Source organism: Prauserella oleivorans (assembly GCF_042685745.1).
Taxonomy (GTDB): Bacteria; Actinomycetota; Actinomycetes; order Mycobacteriales; family Pseudonocardiaceae; genus Prauserella_A; species Prauserella_A oleivorans.
Map to the genome: position 1 here is coordinate 1325606 of NZ_JBHUNT010000001.1, position 24717 is coordinate 1350322.

The 24717-nt window shown below is 70.3% G+C and carries 28 protein-coding genes; 15 read left to right on the top strand and 13 right to left on the bottom strand.

The annotated features are described in order from the left end of the window. Positions 1 to 28 precede the first annotated feature (28 nt). Together ACFSZT_RS06600 and ACFSZT_RS06605 are read right to left on the bottom strand one after the other, a co-directional pair. Positions 29 to 970, bottom strand: a complete 942-nt coding sequence (locus ACFSZT_RS06600; RefSeq protein WP_377389415.1) for a metallophosphoesterase — start codon at positions 968 to 970, stop codon at positions 29 to 31. A 246-nt stretch (positions 971 to 1216) separates the two neighbouring features. Beyond that, on the bottom strand, positions 1217 to 3349 hold the full coding sequence (locus tag ACFSZT_RS06605) for a transglycosylase domain-containing protein (RefSeq protein ID WP_377389412.1): 2133 nt from the start codon (positions 3347 to 3349) through the stop codon (positions 1217 to 1219). A 264-nt stretch (positions 3350 to 3613) separates the two neighbouring features. Between ACFSZT_RS06605 and ACFSZT_RS06610 the strand changes: the two genes are divergently transcribed. Then, positions 3614 to 3910 carry a WhiB family transcriptional regulator gene (locus ACFSZT_RS06610; protein ID WP_377389409.1) on the top strand — a complete coding sequence of 99 codons (297 nt, stop codon included), beginning with the start codon at positions 3614 to 3616 and terminating at the stop codon, positions 3908 to 3910. A gap of 4 nt (positions 3911 to 3914) precedes the next feature. On the opposite strand, the gene ACFSZT_RS06615 is transcribed toward ACFSZT_RS06610, so the two are convergent. From ACFSZT_RS06615 to ACFSZT_RS06625, 3 genes are read right to left on the bottom strand one after another with little or no spacing between them, the layout of a single operon-like run. After that, the gene (locus tag ACFSZT_RS06615; protein ID WP_377389406.1) at positions 3915 to 5045 is read right to left on the bottom strand and encodes an ArsA family ATPase; all 1131 of its coding nucleotides are present in this window, start codon (positions 5043 to 5045) and stop codon (positions 3915 to 3917) included. Positions 5046 to 5062: 17 nt separating this feature from the next. Next, complete coding sequence (locus tag ACFSZT_RS06620) at positions 5063 to 6064, bottom strand: ArsA-related P-loop ATPase (protein ID WP_377389404.1); 1002 nt, start codon at positions 6062 to 6064, stop codon at positions 5063 to 5065. A 20-nt stretch (positions 6065 to 6084) separates the two neighbouring features. Then, complete coding sequence (locus tag ACFSZT_RS06625) at positions 6085 to 6333, bottom strand: hypothetical protein (protein ID WP_377389401.1); 249 nt, start codon at positions 6331 to 6333, stop codon at positions 6085 to 6087. A gap of 32 nt (positions 6334 to 6365) precedes the next feature. Here ACFSZT_RS06625 and ACFSZT_RS06630 point away from each other — a divergent pair, with 32 nt between their 5' ends. The 6 genes from ACFSZT_RS06630 to ACFSZT_RS06655 are packed head-to-tail and all read left to right on the top strand — an operon-like array spanning position 6366 to position 10451. Further along, the gene (locus tag ACFSZT_RS06630) at positions 6366 to 6527 is read left to right on the top strand and encodes a hypothetical protein (RefSeq protein WP_377389399.1); all 162 of its coding nucleotides are present in this window, start codon (positions 6366 to 6368) and stop codon (positions 6525 to 6527) included. A 1-nt stretch (position 6528) separates the two neighbouring features. Continuing rightward, positions 6529 to 6984 carry a RidA family protein gene (locus ACFSZT_RS06635; protein WP_377389396.1) on the top strand — a complete coding sequence of 152 codons (456 nt, stop codon included), beginning with the start codon at positions 6529 to 6531 and terminating at the stop codon, positions 6982 to 6984. Next, complete coding sequence (locus ACFSZT_RS06640; RefSeq protein WP_377389394.1) at positions 6984 to 7616, top strand: hypothetical protein; 633 nt, start codon at positions 6984 to 6986, stop codon at positions 7614 to 7616. The genes ACFSZT_RS06635 and ACFSZT_RS06640 overlap by 1 nt, the downstream gene beginning before the upstream one ends. 36 nt (positions 7617 to 7652) lie before the next feature. Then, on the top strand, positions 7653 to 8855 hold the full coding sequence (locus ACFSZT_RS06645) for a hypothetical protein (RefSeq protein ID WP_377389391.1): 1203 nt from the start codon (positions 7653 to 7655) through the stop codon (positions 8853 to 8855). 4 nt (positions 8856 to 8859) lie between these two features. Then, complete coding sequence (locus ACFSZT_RS06650; RefSeq protein WP_377389388.1) at positions 8860 to 9672, top strand: NUDIX hydrolase; 813 nt, start codon at positions 8860 to 8862, stop codon at positions 9670 to 9672. Beyond that, entirely contained in the window at positions 9669 to 10451 is a 783-nt protein-coding gene (locus ACFSZT_RS06655) for an MBL fold metallo-hydrolase (protein WP_377389385.1), read from the top strand. The genes ACFSZT_RS06650 and ACFSZT_RS06655 overlap by 4 nt, the downstream gene beginning before the upstream one ends. 67 nt (positions 10452 to 10518) lie before the next feature. Here ACFSZT_RS06655 and ACFSZT_RS06660 read toward each other — a convergent pair whose 3' ends face one another. The 4 genes from ACFSZT_RS06660 to ACFSZT_RS06675 form a co-directional block, all read right to left on the bottom strand. After that, the gene (locus tag ACFSZT_RS06660; RefSeq protein WP_377389382.1) at positions 10519 to 11400 is read right to left on the bottom strand and encodes a PRC and DUF2382 domain-containing protein; all 882 of its coding nucleotides are present in this window, start codon (positions 11398 to 11400) and stop codon (positions 10519 to 10521) included. A 130-nt stretch (positions 11401 to 11530) separates the two neighbouring features. Continuing rightward, positions 11531 to 12784, bottom strand: coding sequence for an MFS transporter (locus ACFSZT_RS06665; RefSeq protein WP_377389380.1), 1254 nt, complete (start codon positions 12782 to 12784; stop codon positions 11531 to 11533). A 392-nt stretch (positions 12785 to 13176) separates the two neighbouring features. After that, positions 13177 to 13851 carry a Crp/Fnr family transcriptional regulator gene (locus ACFSZT_RS06670; protein WP_005441764.1) on the bottom strand — a complete coding sequence of 225 codons (675 nt, stop codon included), beginning with the start codon at positions 13849 to 13851 and terminating at the stop codon, positions 13177 to 13179. A gap of 221 nt (positions 13852 to 14072) precedes the next feature. Then, complete coding sequence (locus tag ACFSZT_RS06675; RefSeq protein WP_377389377.1) at positions 14073 to 14324, bottom strand: hypothetical protein; 252 nt, start codon at positions 14322 to 14324, stop codon at positions 14073 to 14075. 88 nt (positions 14325 to 14412) lie between these two features. Between ACFSZT_RS06675 and nth the strand changes: the two genes are divergently transcribed. Genes nth through ACFSZT_RS06695 form a run of 4 tightly spaced genes read left to right on the top strand, consistent with a single transcriptional unit; the run spans position 14413 to position 17670 of the window. After that, positions 14413 to 15183, top strand: a complete 771-nt coding sequence (gene nth / locus ACFSZT_RS06680; RefSeq protein ID WP_377389374.1) for an endonuclease III — start codon at positions 14413 to 14415, stop codon at positions 15181 to 15183. Next, a complete protein-coding gene (locus tag ACFSZT_RS06685; RefSeq protein WP_377389372.1) occupies positions 15180 to 15773 on the top strand; it encodes a TlpA family protein disulfide reductase in 594 nt (197 codons plus the stop codon). Before nth ends, ACFSZT_RS06685 begins: the two co-directional genes overlap by 4 nt. Next, entirely contained in the window at positions 15770 to 16462 is a 693-nt protein-coding gene (locus ACFSZT_RS06690; protein ID WP_377389370.1) for an NUDIX hydrolase, read from the top strand. The genes ACFSZT_RS06685 and ACFSZT_RS06690 overlap by 4 nt, the downstream gene beginning before the upstream one ends. Positions 16463 to 16485: 23 nt before the next feature. Continuing rightward, positions 16486 to 17670, top strand: a complete 1185-nt coding sequence (locus ACFSZT_RS06695; protein WP_377389367.1) for a MarP family serine protease — start codon at positions 16486 to 16488, stop codon at positions 17668 to 17670. Here the strand turns inward: ACFSZT_RS06695 and ACFSZT_RS06700 are convergent. Continuing rightward, a complete protein-coding gene (locus ACFSZT_RS06700) occupies positions 17665 to 18606 on the bottom strand; it encodes an alpha/beta fold hydrolase (RefSeq protein ID WP_377389365.1) in 942 nt (313 codons plus the stop codon). The genes ACFSZT_RS06695 and ACFSZT_RS06700 overlap by 6 nt on opposite strands. A gap of 20 nt (positions 18607 to 18626) precedes the next feature. Next, the gene (locus ACFSZT_RS06705; protein WP_377389362.1) at positions 18627 to 19154 is read right to left on the bottom strand and encodes a phage holin family protein; all 528 of its coding nucleotides are present in this window, start codon (positions 19152 to 19154) and stop codon (positions 18627 to 18629) included. 194 nt (positions 19155 to 19348) lie between these two features. On the opposite strand from ACFSZT_RS06705, the gene ACFSZT_RS06710 reads away from it, so the two are divergent. Beyond that, complete coding sequence (locus ACFSZT_RS06710; RefSeq protein ID WP_377389360.1) at positions 19349 to 20812, top strand: peptide MFS transporter; 1464 nt, start codon at positions 19349 to 19351, stop codon at positions 20810 to 20812. Here ACFSZT_RS06710 and ACFSZT_RS06715 read toward each other — a convergent pair. Then, positions 20809 to 21540 carry a VIT1/CCC1 transporter family protein gene (locus ACFSZT_RS06715; RefSeq protein WP_377389357.1) on the bottom strand — a complete coding sequence of 244 codons (732 nt, stop codon included), beginning with the start codon at positions 21538 to 21540 and terminating at the stop codon, positions 20809 to 20811. The two genes, ACFSZT_RS06710 and ACFSZT_RS06715, sit on opposite strands and share 4 nt — an antisense overlap. Before the next feature lie 41 nt (positions 21541 to 21581). On the opposite strand from ACFSZT_RS06715, the gene ACFSZT_RS06720 reads away from it, so the two are divergent. Continuing rightward, positions 21582 to 22055: an OsmC family protein gene (locus ACFSZT_RS06720; RefSeq protein ID WP_377389354.1), complete on the top strand. Its 474-nt coding sequence runs from the start codon at positions 21582 to 21584 to the stop codon at positions 22053 to 22055. A gap of 12 nt (positions 22056 to 22067) precedes the next feature. On the opposite strand, the gene ACFSZT_RS06725 is transcribed toward ACFSZT_RS06720, so the two are convergent. After that, entirely contained in the window at positions 22068 to 22502 is a 435-nt protein-coding gene (locus ACFSZT_RS06725; protein ID WP_377478191.1) for a DUF6319 family protein, read from the bottom strand. Between the two features lie 475 nt (positions 22503 to 22977). Here ACFSZT_RS06725 and ACFSZT_RS06730 point away from each other — a divergent pair, with 475 nt between their 5' ends. After that, positions 22978 to 23793 (top strand): L,D-transpeptidase, encoded by an 816-nt coding sequence (locus ACFSZT_RS06730; RefSeq protein ID WP_377389349.1) that lies wholly within the window; start codon positions 22978 to 22980, stop codon positions 23791 to 23793. Positions 23794 to 23852: 59 nt separating this feature from the next. Beyond that, on the top strand, positions 23853 to 24623 hold the full coding sequence (locus ACFSZT_RS06735; RefSeq protein ID WP_377389347.1) for a choice-of-anchor P family protein: 771 nt from the start codon (positions 23853 to 23855) through the stop codon (positions 24621 to 24623). Positions 24624 to 24717 lie beyond the last annotated feature (94 nt).

Consider the following 24717-nt stretch of genomic DNA (forward strand, 5'->3'; position numbering starts at 1 on the left):
TGTACTGCTCATTGGGTCGGCACACAGTTTAGCGGACGTCGCTGTGGGCCTTTCGGCGGGTGGTCTTTCTCGGGGCCGCGCCGCCGGAATCCCGCGGTACGAGCGTCAGCAGGCTCGCCTCGGGCGGGCAGGCGAAGCGCGCGGGCGCGTACGGCGACGTGCCGAGACCCGCGGAGACGTGTACCCACATGTCGGCGCCCCAACGGGAAACGCCGCGAGCGCGGGAACGGTCGAGTTCGCAGTTGGTGACGAGCGCGCCCACGCCGGGGATCCGCAGCTGGCCGCCGTGGGTGTGCCCGGCCAGGACGAGGTCGTAGCCGTCGGAGGCGAACGGGTCGAGCACGCGCGGCTCGGGCGAATGCGTGATGCCCAGTCGCAGTACGGCGTCCGGATCGGCGTAGCCGGAAATGTCGACATAGCGATCCCGGTGCAGGTGCGGGTCGTCGACGCCGGCCGCGAAGATCCGCTGACCGCCGACGGTCAGGGTGCGCCGCACGTGCGTGAGGTCGTGCCAGCCGCGTTCGATGAACGCCGCCCGCAGGTCCCGCCACGGCAGGTGCCTGCCGTGGATGCGCTTCTTACGAGCCTTCGGCAGGAGATACCGGGCCGGGTTCTTCGGCTTGGGTGCGTAGTAGTCGTTGCTGCCGAAGATGAACACGCCCGGCCTGCTGAGCAGCGGACCCAGCGACCGCAGCACGGCGGGCACCGCCCGCCGGTGGGCGAGGTTGTCGCCGGTGTTGACCACCAGGTCCGGCTCCAGCCGGTCGAGCGCGGCGACCCACCGCTGCTTCGACTCCTGGCCCGGCAGCATGTGCAGGTCGGAGATGTGCAGGATCTTGATCGGCCGCGCGCCCTCGCTGAGCACGGGCAGCTGCGCGGTACGCAATGTCCAGTGCCGCCGCTCGATGCCGACGGCGTAACCAAGGGTCGCGGCGCCGAGGGCCGCTGTCCCCGTCACGAGGCGTTTCATCATCATCCCTGCGCGGTCGTGTAACCCAGCGTACCGGCGGCACGTGGGCCTCGTAGCCGTCCGGCCGGCCTGCGAGCCGGATCGCCGGACTCGACGAGGCTAGTGCGGCGACTCGCCGTGAGGGCTGCGGGACCGGCTTTCTGCGCGGGGCGTCACTGCCCACCGGCCCGGACGCGGAGCGGCCGCCGTCACTCCGGGACCCGGAACGACGGCGGCCGCTGGAGCTCTGCCTCGAAACCGCCCTGTCTACTCGAACCGCGGGTCCGGCTGCGGCAACGGAATCACCGGCTGGCCCTCGAGGATCTTCGACACCGCGCCGAACCACGTCCTGGCGGGCGTCTTGCCGCCGAACATGTTGCCGTAGGTGCCGCTGGACGCGTAGACGTTGCCGGGGCCGCCGTCGACGAGCCCGCCGTTGGGCTGATCGGGCCGGAACACCATGGCCGCGCCCGCGAGCTGCGGGGTGGCCCCGATGAACGCCGCGGAGCCGTTGTTCTGCGTGGTCCCGGTCTTGCCGATCATCGGGCGCGTCCAGTTGTGCGCCGCCGCGGCCTCCGCCGCCGTACCGCCTGGCTGGTCGTCCTTGCTCAGGCCCACCGCGAGGCTGTTCGCCAGGCCTTCGTCCACGGCCTGCTCACACGGCTCCTCCTTGATCGGCACCGGCTTGCCGTCGCGGTCGGTGATCTGCGCGATCGGCGTCGGCGGGCACCACACGCCACCGCTCATGATCGTGGCCGCCACGTTCGCCATCTCCAGCCCGCTCACCGGGCTCACGCCAAGGGTGAACGCGCCGACACCCGGATAGTCGCCGTTCGGGCCGTAGAACTGCCGCTGGGTGAGCCGCACGGCCGCGCTCTCCGCGTCAGGGTCCGGAGGGCCGCCGGTCGCGGCGTTGGAGTTCATCGTCTTGCGCAGGCCCAGCTTGTACGCCATGTCGAGCGTGTTCTTCATGCCCGCCTGCTCGAGCAGGATGACGAACGCGGTGTTGGGCGAGGTGGCCAGCGCCTGCTGGAGCGTCATGCTGGTCGGCGGATTGCCCACGTTCGACACGCAGTACGAGTTGCCGGGACAGTGCGCGGGGCCGTTGATGAACACGTTCGACACGTGCGTACCCGGCACCGCCACCGTTTCGAAAATGCCCGTGACGCCCCGTTCGAGCGCCGCCGCGGCGGTGAAGATCTTGAAGCTCGACCCCGCGCCGGTGACGTTCGCGACGTCCGAGGGCAGCGCGTACTCGGTCTGCCCGGCCTCGGCGTCGGGGCCGTAGTCACGGTTCGCGGCGAGCGCGACCACCTCGTGCCGGTTCTTGCCCGGCTTGACCAGTGACAACGTGTTGGCCACGTTGTCCTCGTCCTTGTCCACCTGCTGCTCGGCGGACTCCTTGGCCAGGTGGTTGGCCCTGCGGTCCATCGTCGTGCGGATCGTGTAGCCGCCGGTGTAGAGGTCGTCCTCGGTCATGCCGTGTTCGAGCAGGTAGTCCTGCACGTACTGGCAGAAGAAGCCGTTCTCCGGACCCGCGCCCACGCAGTTCGACGCCGGCTTGTTCGGACCATCCGGCACCACGCCGAGCGGTTCCTTCTTGATGCGCTCGGCGTCCTCGGCGGAGAGCTTGCGGTTCTGCACCATCGTGTCGAGCACGACGTTGCGCCGCTGCGTCGCCCGCTCCGGGTTGTTCCACGGGTCGAGCACCGCGGGGTTGTTGACCATGCCGGCGAGCAGCGCGGCCTGGGGGACGGTCAGCTTGTCCGGAGTCGTGTTGAAGTACGCGTGCGCCGCGGCGCCGACACCGTAGATCTGCCGCGAGAACTCGATGACGTTGAGGTAGCCGGCGAGGATCTGCTCCTTGCTCATCCGCGTCTCGAGCTGGATGGCGATCCGGGCTTCCTTCAGCTTGCGCGCGATGGTCTGTTCCTGTGCGCGCTGCTGGCCGATCTTGTCGTCGCGGTAGGTGACGTTGATGAGGTAGTTCTTCACGTACTGCTGGGTCAGCGTCGACGCGCCCTGGGTGTCGCCGCCGGAGCTGTTGCTGATCGCCGCCCGCAGCGTGCCCTTCCAGTCCACACCCGCGTGCTCGTAGAACCGGCGGTCCTCGATCGAGATCAGCGCCCACTTCATGGCGTCGGAGATCTGGTCGGGCTTGGCCGGCACTCGATACTGCTTGTACAGCGTCGCGATCGGCTGACCGTCCCGGTCGGTCACGGTGGTGAGCAGCGGCGGCGGCTCGTCGGCCAGATCCGCCGACATCGAGTCCACAGTGTCACTCGCCTGGTTCGAGATCACGCCTGCGGCGCCGAACACGGGGAACAGGATCCCCGCCACCAGCACTCCCGCGAGCAGGCAGAGGCCGAACATCTTCAGCAGACCGTCCCTCATGCGCACGCAGCCAGGGTACGCAAGGTCACGTGTGCTCGCGGTGCGGCGGCCAGTTGACAGGGAAGTGACATCTCGTAACAAAAGCCCACTCGGGGGTTGGCGGAGGGAACCGATGGCCCCTACAGTCCGTCAACATCTCACGAAGCAGCGCCTGAGGGGAGGCGCTGAGGGAGGGGACGTGAGAGCACAGGAGACCCGTTCGTGGGGGGCGAGGTCCGAGAAGGTCATCGCCGCCTGCTGCTGGTCACAAACAGGGTAGGAGCTGGGGGTATGAAGACCGACCAGTCGAGTTGGCGCGTTCAGGCGTATTGCCGGGACACCGACCCCGACGGCCTGTTCGTCCGCGGTGCGGAGCAGAACCGGGCCAAGATCATCTGCATGGGCTGCCCCGTGCGCACGGAGTGCCTCGCCGAGGCGCTGGACAACCGCATCGACTTCGGTGTCTGGGGAGGCATGACCGAGCGGGAGCGAAGGGCTCTGCTGCGCAGACGGCCCGAGGTGCACAGCTGGCGTGACCTGCTCGAATCCGCCAAGCGCGAGTACGAGCCCGCGGGTCGCGGCAACTAGCGCGTCACGTCCGGGCCGCCAGCCGCTCGCCGATGTCGCGCAGGCCGGTGAGGTCGTGGACGTCGCCGGGCAGCGCGGGCACCCGGGTCACGGCGACCCCGGGGTGTGCGCGGGTGAAGCGGGCGAGCAGTCGTTTCTCCCGTTCGGCGAGGGTCACCCGGTCGGCGTGCAGGCGCAGGACCGCGGCGGCGAGCGGAGCGTTCTTGTCGCCGCGTTCCAGCGCCTCGGCCGCCGCCAGCGCGTCGATGGCCGAGAGGTCGGCCAGCACCGGATGCGTCCGGTTGGCCACCAGGCCGGCCAGCGGCATCGACTCCTCCGACAACCGCTCCACGAAGTAGCTGGCCTCGCGCAGGGCGTCCGGCTCGGGCGCGGCGACGACGAGGAAGGCGGTACCCGGCGAGCGCAGCAGCTCCTGGGTCTTGGTCGCCCGCTCGCGGAAGCCGCCGAACGTGGAGTCGAAGGCCTGCATGAACGCCGACGCGTCGGCGAGCAGCTGGCCGCCGAGAATGGTCGAGACCGCTTTCGCGAACATCGAGAAGCCCGCGCTCATCACCTTGCGGATGCCCCAGCTGCCCGCCCTGGCGGGGCCGGTAAGCAGCCGGATCATCCGGCCGTCGAGCGCGGCCGACAGGCGACTGGGCGCGTCGAGGAAGTCCAGCGCGGAGCGGCTCGGCGGCGTGTCCACGATGATGAGGTCCCACTCGCCCGCGGCGGCGAGCTGACCGAGCTTCTCCATGGCCATGTACTCCTGCGTTCCGGAGAACGACGTGGAGATGGTCTGGTAGAAGCGGTTGGACAGGAGCTGCTCGGCGCGTTCCGGGCCCGCGTGCCGCCGCACCATGTCGTCGAACGTGCGGCGCATGTCGAGCATCATCGCCCACAGCTCGCCCTTGGGCTCGAATCCGGCCACCGATACCTGACGCGGGTGGTTGCCGAGTTCACGCAGGCCCAGGGCTTGGGCGAGCCTGCGCGCCGGGTCGATGGTGAGCACCACGGTCTGCCTGCCGCGCTCGGCCGCGCGCAGGGCGAGCGCCGCCGCCGTGGTGGTCTTGCCCACGCCGCCCGAGCCGCAGCAGACGACGACGCGCGTCGCGGGGTCGTCGATGAGCTTGTCGATGTCCAGGTCGGTGGTCATCGGAGTGGCCTGCGTGGTCACCGCACCCCCTGCTCGACGAGTGCCTCGGCCAGTTCGTAGAGCGCCGCGACGTCGACGCCGCCGGTGACCTCGGGCAGCTCCAGTGTCGGCAGGTCGCTCTCGGCCAGGTGCTCCCGGGAACTCTGCTCGGAGGCCACCCGCACAGCGTGCTCGACGGTCTCCTCCACGAGCCCGTCCAGTGTGGATTCCGCGAGGTCCAGGCCTGCCGCGGTGAGGCCGGCGCGGATCCGTCCGGCGTCGACCCGGCCGTCGGCCGCGGCGGGCACCGACCGGGCGGGCAGCCGCGGCGGGCGGCCCCGGTTGATGAGCACCGCGCCCGGGCGCAGGTCGGCCCCGTCGAGCTCGGCGACGGCCTCGAGCGTCTCCCGCACCGGCATCTCCTCCAGCAGGGTCACGATGTGCACCGCGGTCTCCCCGGAGTGCAGCAGCCGCACCACGCCCTCGGCCTGCGCGCTGATCGGCCCGGTCTTGGCGAGGTCGGTGAGGGCCTTGGTGACGTCGAGGAACTTCACGACCCGGCCCGTCGGCGGCGCGTCCACCACGACGGCGTCGTAGACGTGCCTGCCGTCGGAGTCGGTGCGCCCGACGCATTCCTTGATCTTGCCGGTCAGCAGCACGTCCCGGAGGCCGGGCGCGAGGGTGGTGGCGAACTCGATGGCGCCCATCCTGCGCAGGGTCCGCCCGGCGAAGCCGAGGTTGTAGAACATCTCGAAGTACTCGAGCAGCGCGGCCTCGACGTCGATGTGGAGCGCGCGCACCTCGCCGCCGTTAGGGGCCGAGGCGATGCGCTGCTCGGCGTACGGCAGTGGCTCGGTGTCGAAGAGCTGGGCGAAGCCCTGCCGTCCTTCGACCTCCACGAGCAGCACCCGCCTGCCGTGGCTGGCGAGCGCCAGGCCGAGGGACGCGGCGAGGGTGGTCTTGCCCGTCCCGCCTTTGCCCGTGACGAAATGCAGTCGCGTGCGGGTCAGCTCGTCGGTCCAGCCAGCCAGCGTGGTCACCCTGGCAGCGTAAGCCAAACTCAGCTCGCCAGGGTGAGGACGCCGACCGCGACGGCGACCGCGGCCACGAGTCCCCAGGCCACGCCGCCGGGCAGGACGGTCAGCACGAGGACACAGAGCACGGCCAGCGCGGTGAACGACACCAGCCCCGCGATGCCGGCGGCGGACGCGCGGTCGGTGCGTTCGCGCGCCTTCGCCATGATGATCAGCCCGCTGGGCACCCCGGCGAGGCCCAGCAGCGCCGCCGCGATCACACGCCATGTCTCCACGTGCGCACACGCTACTGGCTAGGGTGTCGCTCATGAGTGTCACGAAGTGGGAGTACGCCACGGTTCCGCTGCTGATTCACGCCACCAAGCAGATCCTCGACCAGTGGGGCGAGGACGGCTGGGAACTGGTGACCGTGTTGCCGAACCCGAGCGGGGAGCAGCATGTCGCGTATCTGAAGCGGCCGAAGGGCTGACATGGGCTGGAGCGCGAGGCTCGCCGAGCTCGGCATCGAGTTGCCCGGCGTGGCCGCACCGGTCGCCGCCTACGTCCCGGCCGTGCGGACCGGTTCGTACGTCTACACGTCGGGTCAGCTGCCCTTCGTGGAGGGCTCGCTCGCCGCGACCGGCAAGGTCGGCGGCGAGGTGAGCCCGGAGGAGGCCAAGCAGTACGCCCGTACCGCGACGCTCAACGCGCTCGCCGCCGTGCATGACCTCGCCGGGATCGACTCGGTCGTCCGCGTCGTGAAGGTGACCGGGTTCGTCGCGTCGGCCGAGGGGTTCACTGGTCAGCCCGCGGTGATCAACGGTGCGTCCGAACTGCTCGGTGAGGTCTTCGGGGACGCGGGTGCGCACGCCCGCTCCGCCGTCGGGGTCGCGGAACTGCCGCTGGGGGCCCCGGTCGAGGTCGAGTTGATCGTGGAGGTGGCGTGATGGATCCCGACATCGAGCACGCGTGTCACGAATTGTTGCTGCGGCTGGCGGGGCGGATGCCCGACCGGCTGCTCTGGCGGTTCCGGGACTGGCTGGGTGAGGGTGCGATGGGCACGCTCGCGCGGACCCTGCCGAAGTCTTTGCTAAAGCACAGAATTGATCTCGACCAGGCGGAGTATCGCCTTCTGGTCGCCGCGCTGATCCCGCACGGTGCCGACTGGCACCAGGTCAGTTCCACGCTCGGGGTAGACGCGCAGTCCGATAACCGGTACACATTCACCTCGGGTGCACCCGATTGGGTGAACACTGTCGATTCGGTGTCCGTGGTCGTCGACGCAACGTTGCGGGGGCGCCCGGATGTGGGTGAGGTTCGGGAGAGCTGGCGGCACACCCGCGGGGCTGGGGATGACGAGGCCAAGCGGGTACTGCTGGTCACCGCTGTCTCCGGGCTGCCACGCCTGACTGGGGAGTTGCAGCGTGTCCTCCGTGTGCTGGGCGAGGAGACGCCGTGCGTGGAGGTGCTGCCCGGGCGGTTCGACCTGCCCGCCTACCACCGGGAGGCGATCGCGAACTCGCGGTTCGTGTGCGTCGGCTCCGTGGACGCCGGTCACCACAGACTCGTACCCGCGTAACGCTCGCTCGGCCGGCGGGCTGGAGGGAGATCGGCGATGGTGGATGTCCACGACGACCCGCCGAAGGACGGCTTCGCGGTTCCGCTGCGGTTGCACAACGTGCTGCTCGGGCTGGCCGGACGGCTGGACGACAGCGCGTTGTCGGAGGCGCGGGAGCTGGTCGCTCGCTCCCATCTCGACGACGCGGCCGAACTCGCCGTCGGCGCGCTGATCGCCGGGCGCATCATGGTCCGCCCCGCCGAACAGCGGGAGCTCGCCCTGGTGCTGGAGCTCAGCCGGTCGGACGCGACGCTCGCCGACCAGCTCACGGTCGGCGAGGACGTGCCCGGCTACGCGCACCGGTTCAGCCGCGACGACGAGCCGGAACGCGGCGTCGCCGAGGCGCTCGAACGCACCCTGCTGGTGCTGCCGGACCTGCGCTCGGTACACGCCGTGTGGCGCAACACGCCCGCGGGCAGCGTGCCCGGGCCGCTGCCGCAGCGTGTGGTGCTGGTGGACATCGGACCCGAGGCGCACCCGCCCGCCGTCGCGTTCCGCGTCGAGGACGCACTGCGCAAGGCAGGCGTCCGCGCCGTCGTCGAGGTGACCGGACCCGGCGCCGAGCGCACCGACTATCACGAGGCCGCCCTCGCCGCGGCCACCCTGGTCTGGCTGGGCGGCCCCGAGTCCGTCCGGACCTCGTCCTCCTGGTCGTCGGTGCCCGCCCGGGGACAGCATGCCGCGACGGGCGCGCACGCCGCGGTCGAGGAAGCCCGCACGCCGTCGCAGGCCGGACCGGACTTCGACGACCCCGCCGTCAAGGTGTCGCGGCGTTCGTCCGACGAGGCCGACGAGGCCGGCGAGGCCGGCGACGTCGTCGAGGCCGGGGAGTCCGACGACCCGGACGCAGCGGCCGCCGAGCCGGTGGAAACCGCCGCCGAGCCGGAGACCGCCGAGGCCGAGCTCGAGAACCGCTCCGCCGAGACCACCGAGATGTCCCGCGAGGAAGTCGCGCAGCTGCGGGCGGCCATCGCGGAGGACCCGGACAAGGGCAGGGCGATCGCGTCGGTCAACCTCCGCTCGGAGGAGAGTGTCGACCTGCCCGAGCTGGACCTCGACGACCCGAACCTGTCCGAGCGCGACCGGCAGCTGCTCCGCGAGCTGCACGCCGAGCTGGCCGAACGCGAGCGTGCCGAGGCCGCGCGGACCAGGGCCAACGGCGTCGAGCATCGTTGGTCGGAGGGTTACTCCGGTACCTGACGGTATGTTCCGGTACGTGTCCACAAGTTTCCACGTGCCGAAGAGTTCCCTGCTGTCCCTGCCGACGGAGCCACCCGCCGAGCCTCCGGTACCGAGAGATGCCGCGACCGTCCTGCTGCTGCGTGACGTCCCCGGCGGCATCGAGGTGTTCCTGCAGCGCCGGGTGACGGCGATGCAGTTCGCCGCGGGCATGACCGTCTTCCCCGGTGGCGGCGTCGACAAGCGGGACGCAGACGCGTCCGTCAGCTGGGCGGGCCCGCCGCCCGCGCGGTGGGCGGAGTGGTTCGGCTGCTCCGAGTCGCTGGCCAGGGCTCTGGTGTGCGCGGCCGTCCGCGAGACGTTCGAGGAGTCCGGGGTGCTGCTGGCCGGATCCGACTCGGAGACCGTCACCGACACCTCCGGCTATGCCGACGCCCGGGACGCGCTGGTCTCCCGGGAACTGTCGCTCGCGGACTTCCTCGCCGGCGCCGGGCTGACGCTGCGGTCCGACCTGCTGCGCCCGTGGGCGAACTGGGTCACCCCCGAACAGGAACCGCGCCGCTACGACGCCCGGTTCTTCATCGCCGCGCTGCCCGAGGGTCAGCAGGCCGACGGCAAGACCACGGAGGCCGAGTCGTCGGGCTGGCAGCGGCCCGCCGACGCCATCGCCGATGCCAAGGCCGGGCGGAGCACGCTCATGCCGCCGACCTGGTACATGCTCGACGAACTGACCGCGTACACGTCGGTGGCCGAGGTGCTCGCCGTCGAGAAGCAGGTCCCGAAGGTGACGCCGAAGCTGCACGTCGACGGCGAGTCGGTACGAGTGGAGCTGCCATGACCCATCCCGCGTACGGCACGCTGCGGGAGGTGACGCCCGCGGCCTCGGTGCTGCTGGAGAACAACCCCTCGAAGATGACGCTCGAAGGCACCAACACGTGGGTGCTGCGGGAGCCCGGTGCCGACGGTTGCGTCGTCGTCGACCCGGGTTACGAGGACGTCGAGCACCTCGAGCGGGTCGCCGGCACGGCTCCGGTCGAGCTGATCCTGCTGACCCATCACCACCCGGACCACGCCGACGGCGCGCCGTGGCTGGCCCGCCAGGTGGGTGCGCCGGTGCGGGCGTTCGACCCCGGCCTGTGCCAGGGGGCGGACCCGATCGCCCACGACGACGTCGTGTCGGCCGCCGGGCTGGAGATCCAGGTGCTGCACACACCGGGCCACACCGCCGACTCGGTGAGCCTGCGCTTCGACCACGGTGGCCGCGCGCACGTGCTCACCGGCGACACCGTGCTGGGCCGCGGGACCACCGTGGTGTCCGAACTCGGCGACTACCTGCGCTCGCTGCGGCTGCTGGCCGAGCTGCCCGCCGGTGTCCTCGGCCTGCCCGGGCACGGGCCGGAGCGCGATGACCTCGCCGCGACGGTGCGGGAGTACCTCAAGCACCGGGAACAACGCCTGGACGAGATCCGGCACGCGCTGCGCACGCTCGGCGCGGACGCCAGCCCACGGCAGATCGTGGAGCTCGTCTACGCCGACGTCGAGCGCTCGCTGTGGGGAGCAGCCGAGTCCAGCGTGGCCGCGCAGCTGGAGTACCTGCGTTCGGAGAACGCGGTCTGAGCGGCCTCCGCAACGAACACGGCCCGCCCCTCCGCAGGGCGGGCCGTTGTCGTCCGGACGGAGTCGGTCAGTCGCGGTACCTGCCCTCGACCTCGCCCGTGTCGACCCGTTCCTTGCGGACGTCACCGGAGACCGTCTCGGTGTCGGTGACCTCTTCCTTCGCCAGGCGCACGCGTTCCACCGGCACGGCCTCGGTCTCCACGACCGGGCGCTCCTCGTGGAGGGTGACCTCGTGTTCCTCCTCGGAGATGGCCGGTCCGCTCATCGCGGCGTCGCGGTTGGCGTCCGTGATCGGTTCGCGTTCGACGCGGACCTCCTCGCGGGTCACCGGCACGTCCACGGACTGCGTCTCGGTGTAGACGTACTTGCGCAGCCGGGCGCGTCCGGCTTCCTGCCGCTGCTTGCCGACCCGCAGCCGTTCCTCGGAGACCGTCATCGCGTCGTCGGTGGTGGGCCCGGACACGTCGTGCCCGGTGGCCTCGCGCCCTGCCGTGGTGCCTCTGCCCGACTGTCCGGACATCGGGCCCGGGGTCGTCTCCCCGGCCGCGGCGCCGGCGGTGGAGCTGTCTCCGACGGTGGTGCCGGCGACGCCGCTCTGTTCCTCCGGCTTGGTCTGCCGCTGATCGTGCTCGCCTGCCGGCTGGCCGGGGATGTCGGCGAGGCCGTAGTGGCTGTACAGGCGGGACTGCTCGGATTCGTCGATGTGCCCGCGTGACGGGTCGAGGTTCGGTGCGTCCTTGACCGTCTCCTTGTCGTAGCTGGTTTGCAGGTCGTCACCGGTCGAGCGCATGCCCTGGACGGGTATGAAGCTCTCGCTGGTGCCGAACAGGCCGGTCTGGACGGTGACCCAGGTGGGGGAGCCGTCATCGTCGTCGGCCCAGAGCTGGCCGACCTTGCCGATCTTCTGGCCTGCGGCGTCGTACACGGTCTTGCCGTGCCACGAAGCCATTTCCTGGGGGCTGGGAATAGTCATAGTGCAACTTCCGCGTCGAAACTGGGTCGAGCCCGCCGACTACCCCCGATCGGGCGCTTGACACAGCGCTTGAAAACCTTCGCCGCAGAAGCCGGGGAGTTGACCGTTATGTCGGAATTCGGGTCGGTTCGGCGGTACCGACTCCGGCAGGCGGGCGGATCGTCCCGCGTAGCAGCCACACCACGCCCGCCAGCACGAGCGCACCGGCGGCGGCCGAGAGGAACGCCGCGGGCGGGCCGCTGTGCTCGACGAGGTAGCCGCTCACCGACTGGCCGAACGCCAGACCGAGCGTGATCGCCGTCAGCACCCAGCCGAACGCCTCGGCCGCCGAGTCCTTGGGCGCCACCACCTCGATGGCCGTCGAGTGCGTCGTCGACTGCGGCGTGATGAGAGCGCCCGCGGCCAGCATCGCCAGCGCGAGCCCCCAGATCGACGACGGCACCGCCAGCAGTGCGACCAGCGCGCCGAACAGGGCCAGCAGCACCGGCACCCGGACCGGCATCGTGCGTGGCCACGGCCGCAGGCTGTAGGCGACGCCGAAGCCGACCGAGCTCACCGACCACAGCGACAGCAGTACGCCACCGAGCGTGATGTTTCCCGCGCGCTCGGCGGCGGCCGGCACCGCCACCTCCACGAAACCGATCACCATGCCGAAGCCCAGCGCGGCGATGGCCAGCGTGCGCATACCGGGGCTGGCCAGTGCGCCGAGCAGCCGGCCGTCGGCTCGCGGGTTCGGTCCCCAGGCGCGCACGGCCGGACTCAGTGCGAACAGCACGGCGCCCGTCACCATGCAGGCGGCCCCCAAGACCAGGCCGGTGCCGGGCCACGGTGCGGCGATCAGCACGCCCGCGAGTCCCGGGCCGAGGATGAAGAAGACCTCCATGCTGATGGCCTCGTACGAGAACGCCGCGTCGAGCGCGGGCCCCGGCGGCACCAGGCGGCCCCAGAGGGCTCGCGACGCCGAGCCCGTCATCGGCTCGAACACGCCGATCGCGGCCGCGAACGCCACCAGCATGCCGACGGGAGCATGGGCCTCGATGGCGAGCACGAGGGCGACCATCGCCACCACGAACAACCCGCTGACCACGAGGAGTGGCCGGGTCGGTCCCAACCGGTCGATGATGCGGCCCTGGACGACCGAGCCCACCGCCACGCCGACCAGCGCGCTAGCCGACACCAGACCGGCGTCGGCGAAGGAACCGGTCTCGTGTTGCACGTAGAGCAACGCCGAGATGCCGATCATCGCGATCGGCAGCCTGGCGAGCAGGGACGCCACCAGTGGCCTGCGGGCCTGCGGGGTACTCAGTGCGACGCGATAGTCGGCCAGCGTGGTGCGGCCGTGGGACTCGGAGTGAGACACGCGTACCAGTATGACGAAGTTGGTACGCTAGTACCAGTTGATTTTTTCGGGTGAATAGTTGCTCGAAGGTGGTGCAGATCCGGCCTCGACTGGGTACTCGGATCTCAGTTGGGTAACAGAACGCCGAGATCGGGCATCTATCGCGAGACTGAGGCGTCTTTGAGGGTGAACGGCCTTGAGTTTTCGGGTAGGGGTCGTGGGATCGTTGAAGTGAGCAACCAAGTCTCCCTCCGGGATTCGGGTCGGGGCCTTAACCGGAGGGCGGGGAGCGCGGACTGTCGGGGGATGGTCCGCGCAACGGCAAGGGGCCGGTGCGCCACGTCGGGGGTGGCGCCCGGCCCCTTGTCTTGTCTGTGTCTCTTTGTATTCGGTTGTGTGCGTTGCGAACCGGCTCAGCGAGCGCGCCGGGCGAGCCGCTCCGGGTCGAGGATGAGCACGCTCTTGCCCTCGAGTCGCAGCCAGCCCCGGTGGGCGAAGTCCGCGAGCGCCTTGTTGACGGTCTCGCGAGACGCGCCGACGTACTGAGCGATCTCTTCCTGCGTCAGGTCGTGGGTCACCCGCAGCAGGCCGGCCTCCTGGCTCCCGAACCGCTGCGCGAGCTGCAGCAGCGCACGCGCCACGCGGCCCGGAACGTCGGTGAAGATCAGCTCGGCCACCATGTTGTTCGTGCGGCGCAGCCTGCGCGCGACCACGCGGAGCAGCTGCTCGGCGATCTCCGGTCGCGTCGAGATCCACTGCCGCAGGGCCGGCCGGTCCATCGTCACGGCGCTGACCTCGGTCACGGTCGTCGCGGTCGAGGTGCGGGGGCCGGGGTCGAAGATCGACAGCTCACCGAACATGTCGGACGGGCCCATGATCTGGAAGAGGTTCTCCCGGCCGTCGGCCGACTTGCGGCCGATCTTGACCTTGCCCGACTTGATGATGTACAGCTTGTCGCCCGGCTCGCCCTCGTTGAAGATCACGTGGCCGCGGGGGAACTCCACGGTCTCCAAGGTCTGCGCGAGCGCCTCGGCCGCAGCCGGTTCCACACCCTGGAAAATGCCCGCGCGGGCCAGGGTCTCGTCCACCTCGTGCCTCCTTTGAGAAGCGACCGCGATCCTCTGGTCGGAGGAGCGTGTCGCCGATCACTACGTGCAGTGTAGGGCGTGCCCCTGAGATCGCTTCCCGGCTCGCCGTAATGCCGCTCCGGGCGCCCCCGAGTGAGGCACCTGGACGGCGTTACCCCACGTGGGTGACACCACACTGTCTGTCAAAACGGTACGGGAGGGATCTCGTCCGACCGAACAGCCTAACCCCGGGTTCGCCGGGCCTTTACCTTGGCTGCCTTTCCACCGAACCGGCGGAGGCGGAAAAGCTCCAGCGCACGGCCGATCCCGTGGCCGTACAGAGCCCTGACCTCGTCGGGGTGGGCCTGCTCCAGGAACTCCTCGACGTCCTCACCGCGGACGGAGACGTGACGCAGGCGGTTCTCGACGCGCTCCATGCCGAGGGCGAAGAGCATGACCACCAGCGGTACGGCGATGACGAACCAGACGGTCATGACTCTCCCGATCCTCGCTCGTGGCTGCCGGCCCGACCTTAGCGAAGCGCCCGGCCGCCTGATCCGACGGCGCACGTAGGCTAGCGATGTGTCGTCAGCCGTCGGTCGTGCCCCCCGTAAGCGGCGCTCGTTCGCCGAGGAAAGCCGGCTGTCCTTGGTAAGACGCGCTCGACGTATGAAGCGTTACCTGGACGAGGCGTACCCAAACGCGCACTGTGAGCTGGATTTCACCAACCCGCTGGAGCTGCTGGTCGCCGTCATCCTGTCGGCCCAGTGCACCGACGAGCGGGTCAACCAGACAACGCCCGCGCTGTTCGCCAAGTACCGCACCGCCGCCGACTACGCGGGCGCCGACCGCACCGAGCTCGAGGAGATGATCCGGCCGACCGGTTTCTACCGGAACAAGGCGACCTCGCTCGTGGGACTCGGTGCCGCGCTCGTCGAACGGCACGACGGCGAGGTGCCCGCCAAGCTGGACGAGCTCGTGCGGCTGCCCGGCGTCGGCCGCAAGACCGCCAACGTCGTGCTCGGCGAGGCGTTCGGCCTGCCCGGCATCACGGTGGACACGCACTTCGGCAGGCTGGTCCGGCGCTGGGGATGGACGAGAGAGGAGGACCCGGTCAAGGTCGAGCACGAGGTCGGCGCGCTGTTCCCGCGCAAGGACTGGACGATGCTCTCCCAGCGTGTGATCTGGCACGGCAGGCGGATCTGCCACGCCCGCAAGCCCGCGTGCGGTGCGTGCCCGTTGGCGGCCGAGTGCCCCTCGTACGGCGCGGGCCCCACCGAATTCGACGTGGCGGCCAAGCTGGTGAAGGGCAAGGAGCGGGAACACCTTCTCTCTCTGGTGTCGGGCAGTTGACGACGGCGACGAAGTGGGCGCTCGCGGTGGGCGTGCTGGCGCTCGCCGTGCTGGTGGCCGTGCTGCCCCGGACCGACGGCGCCGAGCCGCCCGGTGAGGACCTCGGCCCGGCGAGGGCGGCGGCGGCTCTGCAGCCGTGCCCGTCCGGTGCCGGCAGCCGGGTCGAACAGCTCGCCGGCGTCGAGGCCGGGTGCCTCGCCGACGGGTCCACCGTGGACCTCGGCAGCGCCCTCGCCGGTGACCGGCCGACGCTGGTGAACGTGTGGGCGACGTGGTGCGAACCGTGTCGTGAGGAGCTGCCGCTGCTCGACGCCTACGCCGCCGAACCCGGTGCCGCGCGCGTGCTCACCGTGCAGGTGGAGAGCAAGGAGGCCGATGGGCTGGCGCTGCTCGCCGAACTCGGGGTCGACCTTCCCGGGGTCTTCGACGGCGAGGGCGCGAGCGGTCCCGTCCGCGAGGCGCTGTCGGTGCCGCGCGCGCTGCCCGCGTCCTACCTCGTCTCGCCCGACGGGTCCGTGCGCATGATCCGCGACCCGCGGCTGTTCACCTCGGTCGAGCAGATTCGCGACGCCGTGGAGGCCGGGCGATGAACGGACCGCTGGTCGACCCCGGTGAGGTCCCCGAGTGGCTTCGGGGCCTCGTCGAGGCCAGCGGTGAGGTCTCCGCGCGGACGTTTACGCGCCTCACCGTGCCGAAGGGCCGCCCCGTGCGGCCCGCCTCCGTGCTGGTGCTGTTCGGGGAAGACCGGCACGGGCCCGACGTGCTACTGCTCCGCCGCGCCGACACGCTCGGCTCGCACGCGGGCCAGGTGGCCTTTCCCGGCGGCGGCGCCGAACCCGGGGACGACGGCCCCGTCGGCACCGCGCTGCGGGAGGCCGAGGAGGAGACCGGTGTGGACCCCTCCGGGGTGCGTCCGGTGGCCGTCTTCCCCGAGCTGTACCTCGAGGTGTCCCGGTTCGCCGTGACCCCGGTGCTGGCGCACTGGCACGAACCGTCGCCCGTGCACGCCGTCGACCCCGGCGAGACGGCGGCTGTCGCGCGGGTGCCCATCGCCGAGCTCACCGACCCGGCCAACCGGTTCCAGGTCCGCAGGCCCGGCGGCGGCTGGAAGGGCCCCGCGTTCTCTGTCGGCGGCATGTTCGTGTGGGGCTTCACCGCGGGGGTGTTGTCGGCGCTGCTGTCTCTCGGAGGCTGGGAACGGGAGTGGGACCGCAGCGACGTCAGGGACCTTGACGTAGCGTGGGCGCGGCACGAAGAGCGCGCCCGGCGCGCCGACTGAGGCCCCGCGGGTAGGGAGAGACGTTGAACTGGGTCGACGTGTTGGTGGTTCTGCTGGCCCTGGCGGCGGCGGTCTCCGGCGCTCGCCAGGGGGTTTTGATCGCCCTTCCCGCGTTCCTCGGCGTGATCGCCGGCGCGGTCGTCGGCATCCAGGTCGCGCCGCTCGTGGTCGACTTCTTCGAGCACCCCGCCGCCCGGGTGGCCTTCGCGGTCGGCACGGTGGTGTTCCTCGTCGCGCTCGGCGAGACACTCGGCGTGTGGGCGGGCAGCAAGCTCAGAAGCAGGATCCGTTCGCCCAAACTGTCCGGCGTGGACAGCACGTTCGGCGCGATCGTGCAGGGCGCGGTGGTGTTCGTGGTGGCGTGGCTCATCGCGTTGCCGCTCACCAGCGTCGCCGCGCTGCCGGGCCTGGCCAGAGCCATCAACGACTCGACGGTCCTCGGCGGCGTCAACGAGGTCATGCCGGACGCCGCGCAGGGGCTGCCCGGCGACCTGCGCCAGCTGCTCGACGCCTCCGGGTTCCCGTCCATTGTGGACCCGTTCCAGCAGGCGCCGGTGCGCGAGATCGGGCCGCCCGACACGTCACTGCAGAACAGCACCGTCGTGCAGGACCTGCACTCGAGCGTGCTCAAGATCCGCGGCATGGCGCCGTCGTGTTCCCGGTCGCTCGAGGGTAGCGGGTTCGTGGTCGCGCCGGAGCGCGTGATGACCAACGCCCACGTGGTGGCGGGCACCGAGGAGGTCGCCGTGGAGACGCCGGAGGGGCGCGAGGACGCTCGCGTCGTCTACTACGACCCGCGGACCGACCTCGCCATCCTCGCGGTGCCCGGGTTGTCGGCCACGCCGCTGGATCTGCGGGAACGCTCCGCGCAGGAGGGCGATGACGCCATCGCGCTCGGCTACCCGCTGGACGGGCCCTACACGGCCTCGCCGCTGCGGGTCCGGCAGCGGATCAACCTGCGCGGTCCGGACATCTACGACGCCAGCACCGTGCAGCGCGACGTGTTCACCGTGCGCGGCGAGGTGCGCAGCGGCAACTCGGGCGGTCCCATGGTCGACCCGGAGGGCAACGTGGTGGGTGTCGTGTTCGGTGCGTCCGTCGAGGACCCGGAGACCGGCTTCGTGCTGACAGCCGACGAGGTGCGCGACGAGTACGAGGCCGCGCCGGGCTTCGGTGCCGAGGTCAGCACCGGCCAGTGCACGTCATGAGTGTTCGCGCAGGAACGACTCGAGCGCCTTGGTGGTCTTGTCCGGCGCCTCGAGATGCGGGTAGTGGCCGACGCCCGGCAGGATCTCGAAGCGGGAGCGCGGCCCGAGCCACGGCGCCGAGTTGCGGGCGGTGGCGGGCAGGATGCACGGGTCGTCGGCGCCGTGGAGTTGCAGCACCGGCATGCCGACCCGGCCGTTGACCGCCTCGGTGAACCGCCTGCCCTCGCCACGGAACTGCGCGCGGAACGCCCACCGGTAATACTCCAGCGCACTGTGCGCGACCCCGGGCACGAGCATCGCGTGCCGCAACCTCCGTGCCGTGTCGGCGAACGCGCCATCGCCGCGCCACGCCTCGCCGGACCAGCCGTGCAGGAGCCGCTCCACGGCGGCGGCGTCGTCCTTCACCAGCCAGCGTTCCGGCGCCATCGGCACCTGGAACCGCAGGAGGTGGCCCATCGCGCGGGCCTGGCTGCCGCGCCTGCCCAGCAGCGCCGAGCGGCCGATCGCCGAGCGCAGTGCCAGCGGGTGAGCACCGCCGAGCACGCACACCGAGCTCACGACACGCGGGTGCAGCGTCGCGGCTGTCCACGCGAGCAGGCCGCCCCAGGCATGCCCGACCAGATGTGCCCGCCGCTCGCCGAGCGCGCGCACCAGCCCCGCCACGTCACCGGCCAGCGTCCAGGCGTCGTACCCGCGTGGCGGCTTGTCGGAGTCGCCGTAGCCGCGCAGGTCGGCGGCCACCACGCGGAAGCCGGCGTCGGCGAGCCCGCGCAGCTGGTGGTGCCACGCCCACCAGAACTCGGCGAACCCGTGCAGGAACAGCACCGGCGGCCCGGAGCCCGCCTCGGCGACGTGCAGCCGGATGCCGTTGGCGGAGACGTCGCGATGTGTCCAGGGACCGCCGAAACGGACACTTGACGGATCGGGCGTCTGCACGGCGACTGCGTCGGTGACGGTCAGCGCTGGGCAGGCGTGCCCGGCTGCGCCACAACCGGCGGACCGGGCTCGGCCGGCTTGGGACGCGGCTTGAGCGCGGCCGCCGTCTCCCGCAGGCTGTCGATCGAGCGCTGCGGTGCCCGGACCCGCTTCCACTTGCGGTAGCCGAGCAGCCCGAAGACGGCCGCGGCCACCAGCATCAGCAGGAACACGATGCCGAACGCAGCCCAGCGCTGCAGCCACTCCGACAGGAGTTCACCGAGGAAGAAAAAGAAGAAGAACGAGCTGTAGAGCGCGATCACCCCGGCGATGGTGAAGAAGACGCTGCCCTTGGCGGCCTTCTTGGCCTCGCCGACCGCTTCCGACTTGGCCAGCTCGATCTCGGCCCGGAACAGTGTCGACAGGTGCTGCGTCGCATCCTTGACGAGCGTGCCGATCGACTGGTCGTCCGAGTCCGGTCCGCGCTCCTCCGACAGCGGGATGTAGGGCACCCAACCCGCTCGATCACCGTCGTTGAGTTCATGCTTGGGGCTGCTCACGGGCCTCATCGTGCCATGTGGGCCTGCTGAAAGCGCGATGGGAGCGCGTGCTGTGTCGGCTCGTGCGGCGGATGTGCCGCTCCGCGCGCCGAACGGCGCCGTGGCGCACGCCACCGTCGACCCGTCCGTGAGTGTCGATTACTGCGTAGTAACGTGGATTGTCGGCCGGTTACCGCTGGTCAAGCGATCAAGGACGGACAGCAGTGCACACCTCTTCCTCCACCGAGGTCAGCAGGGACACCCGGTTCTTCGGGCACCCACGAGGGCTCGCGAACCTCTTCGGCGTCGAGATGTGGGAGCGCTTCTCCTACTACGGGATGCTGGGGATTCTCCCGCTCTACCTGTACTACGCCGTGGCCGACGGCGGGCTCGGGATGCCGAAGGACACCGCCGTGAGCATCGTCGGCGGGTACAGCGGCCTGGTCTACCTCGCCACGGTCGCCGGCGCGTGGATCGCCGACCGGCTGTTCGGTTCTGAGCGAACGCTGTTCTACAGCGCCGTCACCATCATGCTCGGCCACATCAGCCTCGCCGTGCTGCCCGGCTTCGTCGGCGTCGGCGTCGGGCTCGCGCTGGTGGCGTTCGGCAGTGGCGGGCTCAAGGGCAACGCCACGGCCGTGGTCGGGACCCTCTACGACGAGCAGGACCAGCGGCGCGACGCCGGGTTCACGCTCTTCTACATGGGGATCAACCTGGGCGCGTTCGCCGGGCCGATCCTCACCGGGCTCGCCCAGCGGGAGGCAGGCTTCCACCTCGGCTTCGGGCTCGCGGCCCTCGGCATGGCGCTCGGTCTGGTCCAGTACGTCCGGGGCCGCGCGAACCTCGGCGGGCGGGCGAAGGTCGTCCCGAACCCGCTTCCGGCGGCACAGCGCGGCAAGGTCGTGGCCGTGGTGGCCGCGGCGGCCGTCGTGGTGCTGCTGCTCGTGCTGACCGGCGTGGTCACCGCGGCGAACCTCTCCGACGTCACGGTGTGGATCACCGCGGTCGCGTCGGTGGTCTACTTCGCCGTGATCCTCGCCAGCCGCAAGATCACCGCCGTCGAGCGCAAGCGGGTGCTGTCGTTCATCCCGATGTTCATCGCCAGCGCGGCGTTCTTCGCGCTGTACCAGCAGCAGTTCACGGTGGTCACCATCTACTCCGACGAGCGACTCGACCGCAGCATCTTCGGCTGGGAGACGCCGGTGTCGTGGGTGACCTCGGTGAACCCGGTGTTCATCATCGTGCTGGCACCGCTGTTCGCGGCCGTGTGGACGAAGCTGGGCCCCAAACAGCCGTCCACGCCGATCAAGTTCGCGCTCGGCACGGTCATCATCGGGCTCGCGTTCTGGATGTTCCTGCCGATGGCGGGCGGTACCGGCAACTCGACGCCGCTGCTGGTGCTGATCGGCATCCTGCTCACGTTCACCGTCGGCGAGCTCCTGCTCTCGCCCGTGGGGCTCTCGCTGTCGACGAAGCTCGCGCCCGAGGCCTTCCGCAGCCAGATGGTGGCGCTGAACTTCCTGTCGGTGGCGCTCGGCTCGGCGCTGTCGGGATCACTGGCGAAGTACTACGACGTGCACAACGAGACGCCGTACTTCGCCATCGTCGGTGGTGTGGCCGTGGCGGTCGGTGTGCTGATCGCGGTGGTGTCGCCCTACATCCGCAAGCTGATGAGCGGCGTGCACTAGCCGGTCGTCACCCCGAACAGGGTCCCGACGCCGTAGGTCACGAGCATCGTCAGGGCTCCGACGGAGACGTTGCGCACGACGGCCCTGCCGCGTGGCGCGTTGCCGAGCGTCGCGCTCGCCCAGCCGGTCAGCGCGAGACCGGCGAGCACCCCCGCGGCGCACGTGGCGACCCGGATGGACGGGGGCGGGAGGATGATCGCGAACAGCGGCAGGAGCGCGCCGAGGAAGAACGCGCCCATCGACGCGAACGCGGCTTGCCACGGGTTGGTGAGATTCTCCGGGTCGACGTGCAGCTCGACATCGGCGTGTGCGCCCAGCGCGTCCTTCGCGGTGAGTTCCTTGGCGACCCGCGTGGCGAGCTCGGGGGAGAGCCCCTTTTCCTCGTAGATCCCGGCGAGCTCGCGTTCCTCCTCCTCGGGCATGGTGCGCAGCTCGTACTTCTCCAGCCGGATCATCGCGCGCTCGGTATCGCGCTGCGTGCTGACGGAGACGTACTCGCCACCCGCCATCGACAATCCGCCCGCGACCACCGAGGCGACCCCCGCGATGAGGATCGCCCCGCGGTCGGTGGTGGCGCCCGCGACGCCGACCACGAGACCGGCCACCGACACGATGCCGTCGTTCGCGCCGAGCACCGCCGCCCGCAGCCAGTTGAGTTTTCCGCTGACATTCTCATGGCGGTGGTTCTCCCCGGCGTGGGGAAGCCGATCGCTGTCTGCTCTGCTCACAGATCCACCCTGGCCACACCCTGATGCGGTATCAAGGCGACATGAGGCCACGGGAGCACACATACGGGTTGACGCTGCGCTGGACGGGTGACCGCGGGACCGGCACCTCCGGCTACCGCGATTACGGCCGCGAGCACGAGGTGTCGGCGGACGGGAAGCCGCCGTTGCCGGGCACCGCGGACCCGTTCTTCCGCGGCGAACCGGACCGCTGGAACCCCGAGGAGCTGCTGGTGGCCGCGCTCGCGCAGTGCCACATGCTCTCCTACCTCGCGCAGTGCGCGCTGCAGGGCGTGGTGGTGACCGGTTACGTCGACGAGCCCGTCGGCACGATGACCGAGACCGCGGGAGCCGGCGAGTTCACCTCCGTGGTCCTGCGGCCTACGGTGACCGTCGCCGACGAGGGCATGGTGGCCAAGGCCCGTGAGCTGCACGGGCCGGCCCACGACAGCTGCTTCATCGCGCGGTCGGTGAACTTCCCCGTGTGGCACGAGGCGACCGTGGTGGTGGCCGGCTGAGCCGGCCCGGGCTCAGGCCTCCAGCTCGGCGAGCTGCTTCTTGGCCTGCTCCAGCTGCGCCTCGAGCTCGGCCACCCGTGCCTGCTGCTGTTCGCGCGCGGCGTTGATGACCTCGTCGATGGGCGTGGACAGCTCCTCGTGCAATTCCTTCGCAGCCCGCGACACGGCGGACGCCGGCACGGCGAGCCCGCGGGCGACCCACTTGCTGCCGTGCTTGAGCTCGGCCTGCCACTCCCCGTCCGCGGTTCCGGTGACGGTGAGGGTCAGTTCGACGGTGCGGGTCTTGCGAGCGCTTGTGCCTTTCCCCTTGCCGCGCTTCGGCTTGGTCTCCTCGGCGGCTTCCGGAGTGTTCTCCCGGGCGCTTTCCGGCGGCCGGGCCGCCGGAAAGCCGGGGGTCTCACCGGCGTCGTTCGCGGTGTCCTGGGTGGTCGAAGCGTCGAGGCTCATGCGGGTCGGGTCTCCCTCGGGACGTCCGGCAATGGCTTCCGTAGTGTAGAACACACGTTCGACCCGTGCTCGGCGGGGCGGTCGAATTGGCGTTAACAGTTCCGGGGAATTTGTGGTGCACATCGCATCAATGGAGCCATTCGATCACGATTCGGGTACTTCATTGCCATGATCGACCGCGGCCTGCGACGGCCACGTTTCGTCGAGTGCCTTGTTGCGCGCAGTGTTGGCAAATAACTCGATCGAGTGATCCACGACGTCGACGCTGACCTGGGCAAACGCACCATTTCCCCTGATCGTGGCTGTGCCGCCAAAAACCAACGAATTTGATCAGCCGTTGTCCCCGCGATAACAATGCGGGTCGTCTCATGCGCGAGCGGTAATCACTGTGCCCATCGGTGGCATCACTGGGGAAGTCCGCGAGCGCATCACCCCGTGCACACCCGTGTACCTAGTTGCTTCAGGAACGTGATCGATGGATAGACGTGGCACCTCCCGCCCTCGTGGGAGGACTCGGTCGGCCCGGCTGCTCGCGGCCGTGAGCGTCGCATTGTTCGCTCTGCTCGTCTCCGCCTGTGGCGGCGGGGAAGGTGGCGACCAGGCCGCGGCCGGGCAGGCAGCCGTCGGCAAGGAGCAGCTCGCCAAGCTGCCGGAGGCGACCACCTACGGCGACCTGCCGGACGCGCCGAAGGATCCCGGGACCGAGGGCACCGGCAAGGTCCTCCACCCGAAGAAAGACCTCGTCGTCTACAAATCGGTGAACGGCGAGCCGATCGCCAAACTGCCGCGCAAGCAGGTCAACTCGCCGACCTGGGTGCCCGTGATCGCCGAGGAGGGCGAGTGGGCGCAGATCCTCCTGCCGACCCGGCCCAACGGGGCCAGTGGCTGGATCAAGGCCACCGACGACGCGGTCGAATCGGCGCAGAACGACTTCGCGGTCACGGTGCACCGTGACGACTTCTCGCTGGAGATCACCGAGAACGGCAAGTCGATCGGTGAATGGACCATCGGCATCGGGAAGGACGAGCACCCGACGCCGAAGGGGCGTGCGTACATCATCGCCTCCATCGCGGAGACGGTGAACACCTACAGCCCCATCGTGCTTCCGCTGAGCTATCACTCGGATTCGCACGAAACGTTCGGCGGTGGCCCCGGCACCGTCGGAATCCACACGTGGCCGGACAACAGCTTCGTTGGCAAGGCCAACAGCGACGGCTGCATCAGGGTGACGCAAGAGGCCCTGGACGAGCTCGTCAAGCTGCCGCTCGGAACGATCGTCAACATCGTCTGACGGCAGACCTTCCCCGCCCGAACCCGGTTGCAACACCGTGAATGACGAAAGGTAAGTCCTTGTCCAAGAAGAGAACCGCCGCGCTCGGTGCCGGCGTCCTGTCCGCGCTTCTCGCCGGTGGTATCGCTTTCGCCCCCACCGCCGCCGCCGAGACCGAGGACTCCGCGTTCGCCATCGAGGCGACCGGTCTGATCTCGATCCCCAAGACCCCGCACGTCGTGGGTGAGGGGAAGGAGTCGCTCCTCGCGGTCGACCTGCCGCCCGGCCAGCGCGCGCTGGTCCATGCCGGTGTGCTCAACGCCGAGGCCTCCAACGGCTACGCCAAGGCCAGTGTCGCCGAGGCGGAGGTCGCCCTCGGCAACGGCCTGCCGACCATCGGGCTCGAGCTGATCTCGGCCGAGTGCGACAACCTGCAGGGCTCCACCTCGCTGGCCACCCTCAAGGTCGGTGACCGGACGGTGGCGCTGGACCAGCTTCCGGAGAACACCGCGGTCATCCCCAAGCCGCTGCAGGGCGTCGCCAGCATCACGCTGAACAAGCAGGTGAAGACCGACGACGCGCTGACCGTCACCGCGCTGTCGATCGACGTGCTCAACAGCACGCAGACCATCGACATCGCGTCGGCCACCTGCACGGAGAAGGACGCCGAGCCGACCGAGTCGACGCAGCCGACCGAGCCCAGCGAGCCGAGCGACCCGACCACGCCGCCGGACAACGGCGACGGTGGTGACGACGACGGCGACGACGACATGCCGGGCACCCGTCCCGACGAGGACGGCAAGGCTCCGACCCCGGTCCCGCAGCCGGGTCACCTCGACGTCACCGGCTGATCGGCCGACAAGCCAAGCCTGACAACGTAAAGCGGCCTCCACCTTCGTCCGAGGTGGAGGCCGCTTTGTCGGATGTGGACCGGACCCGTCGCGT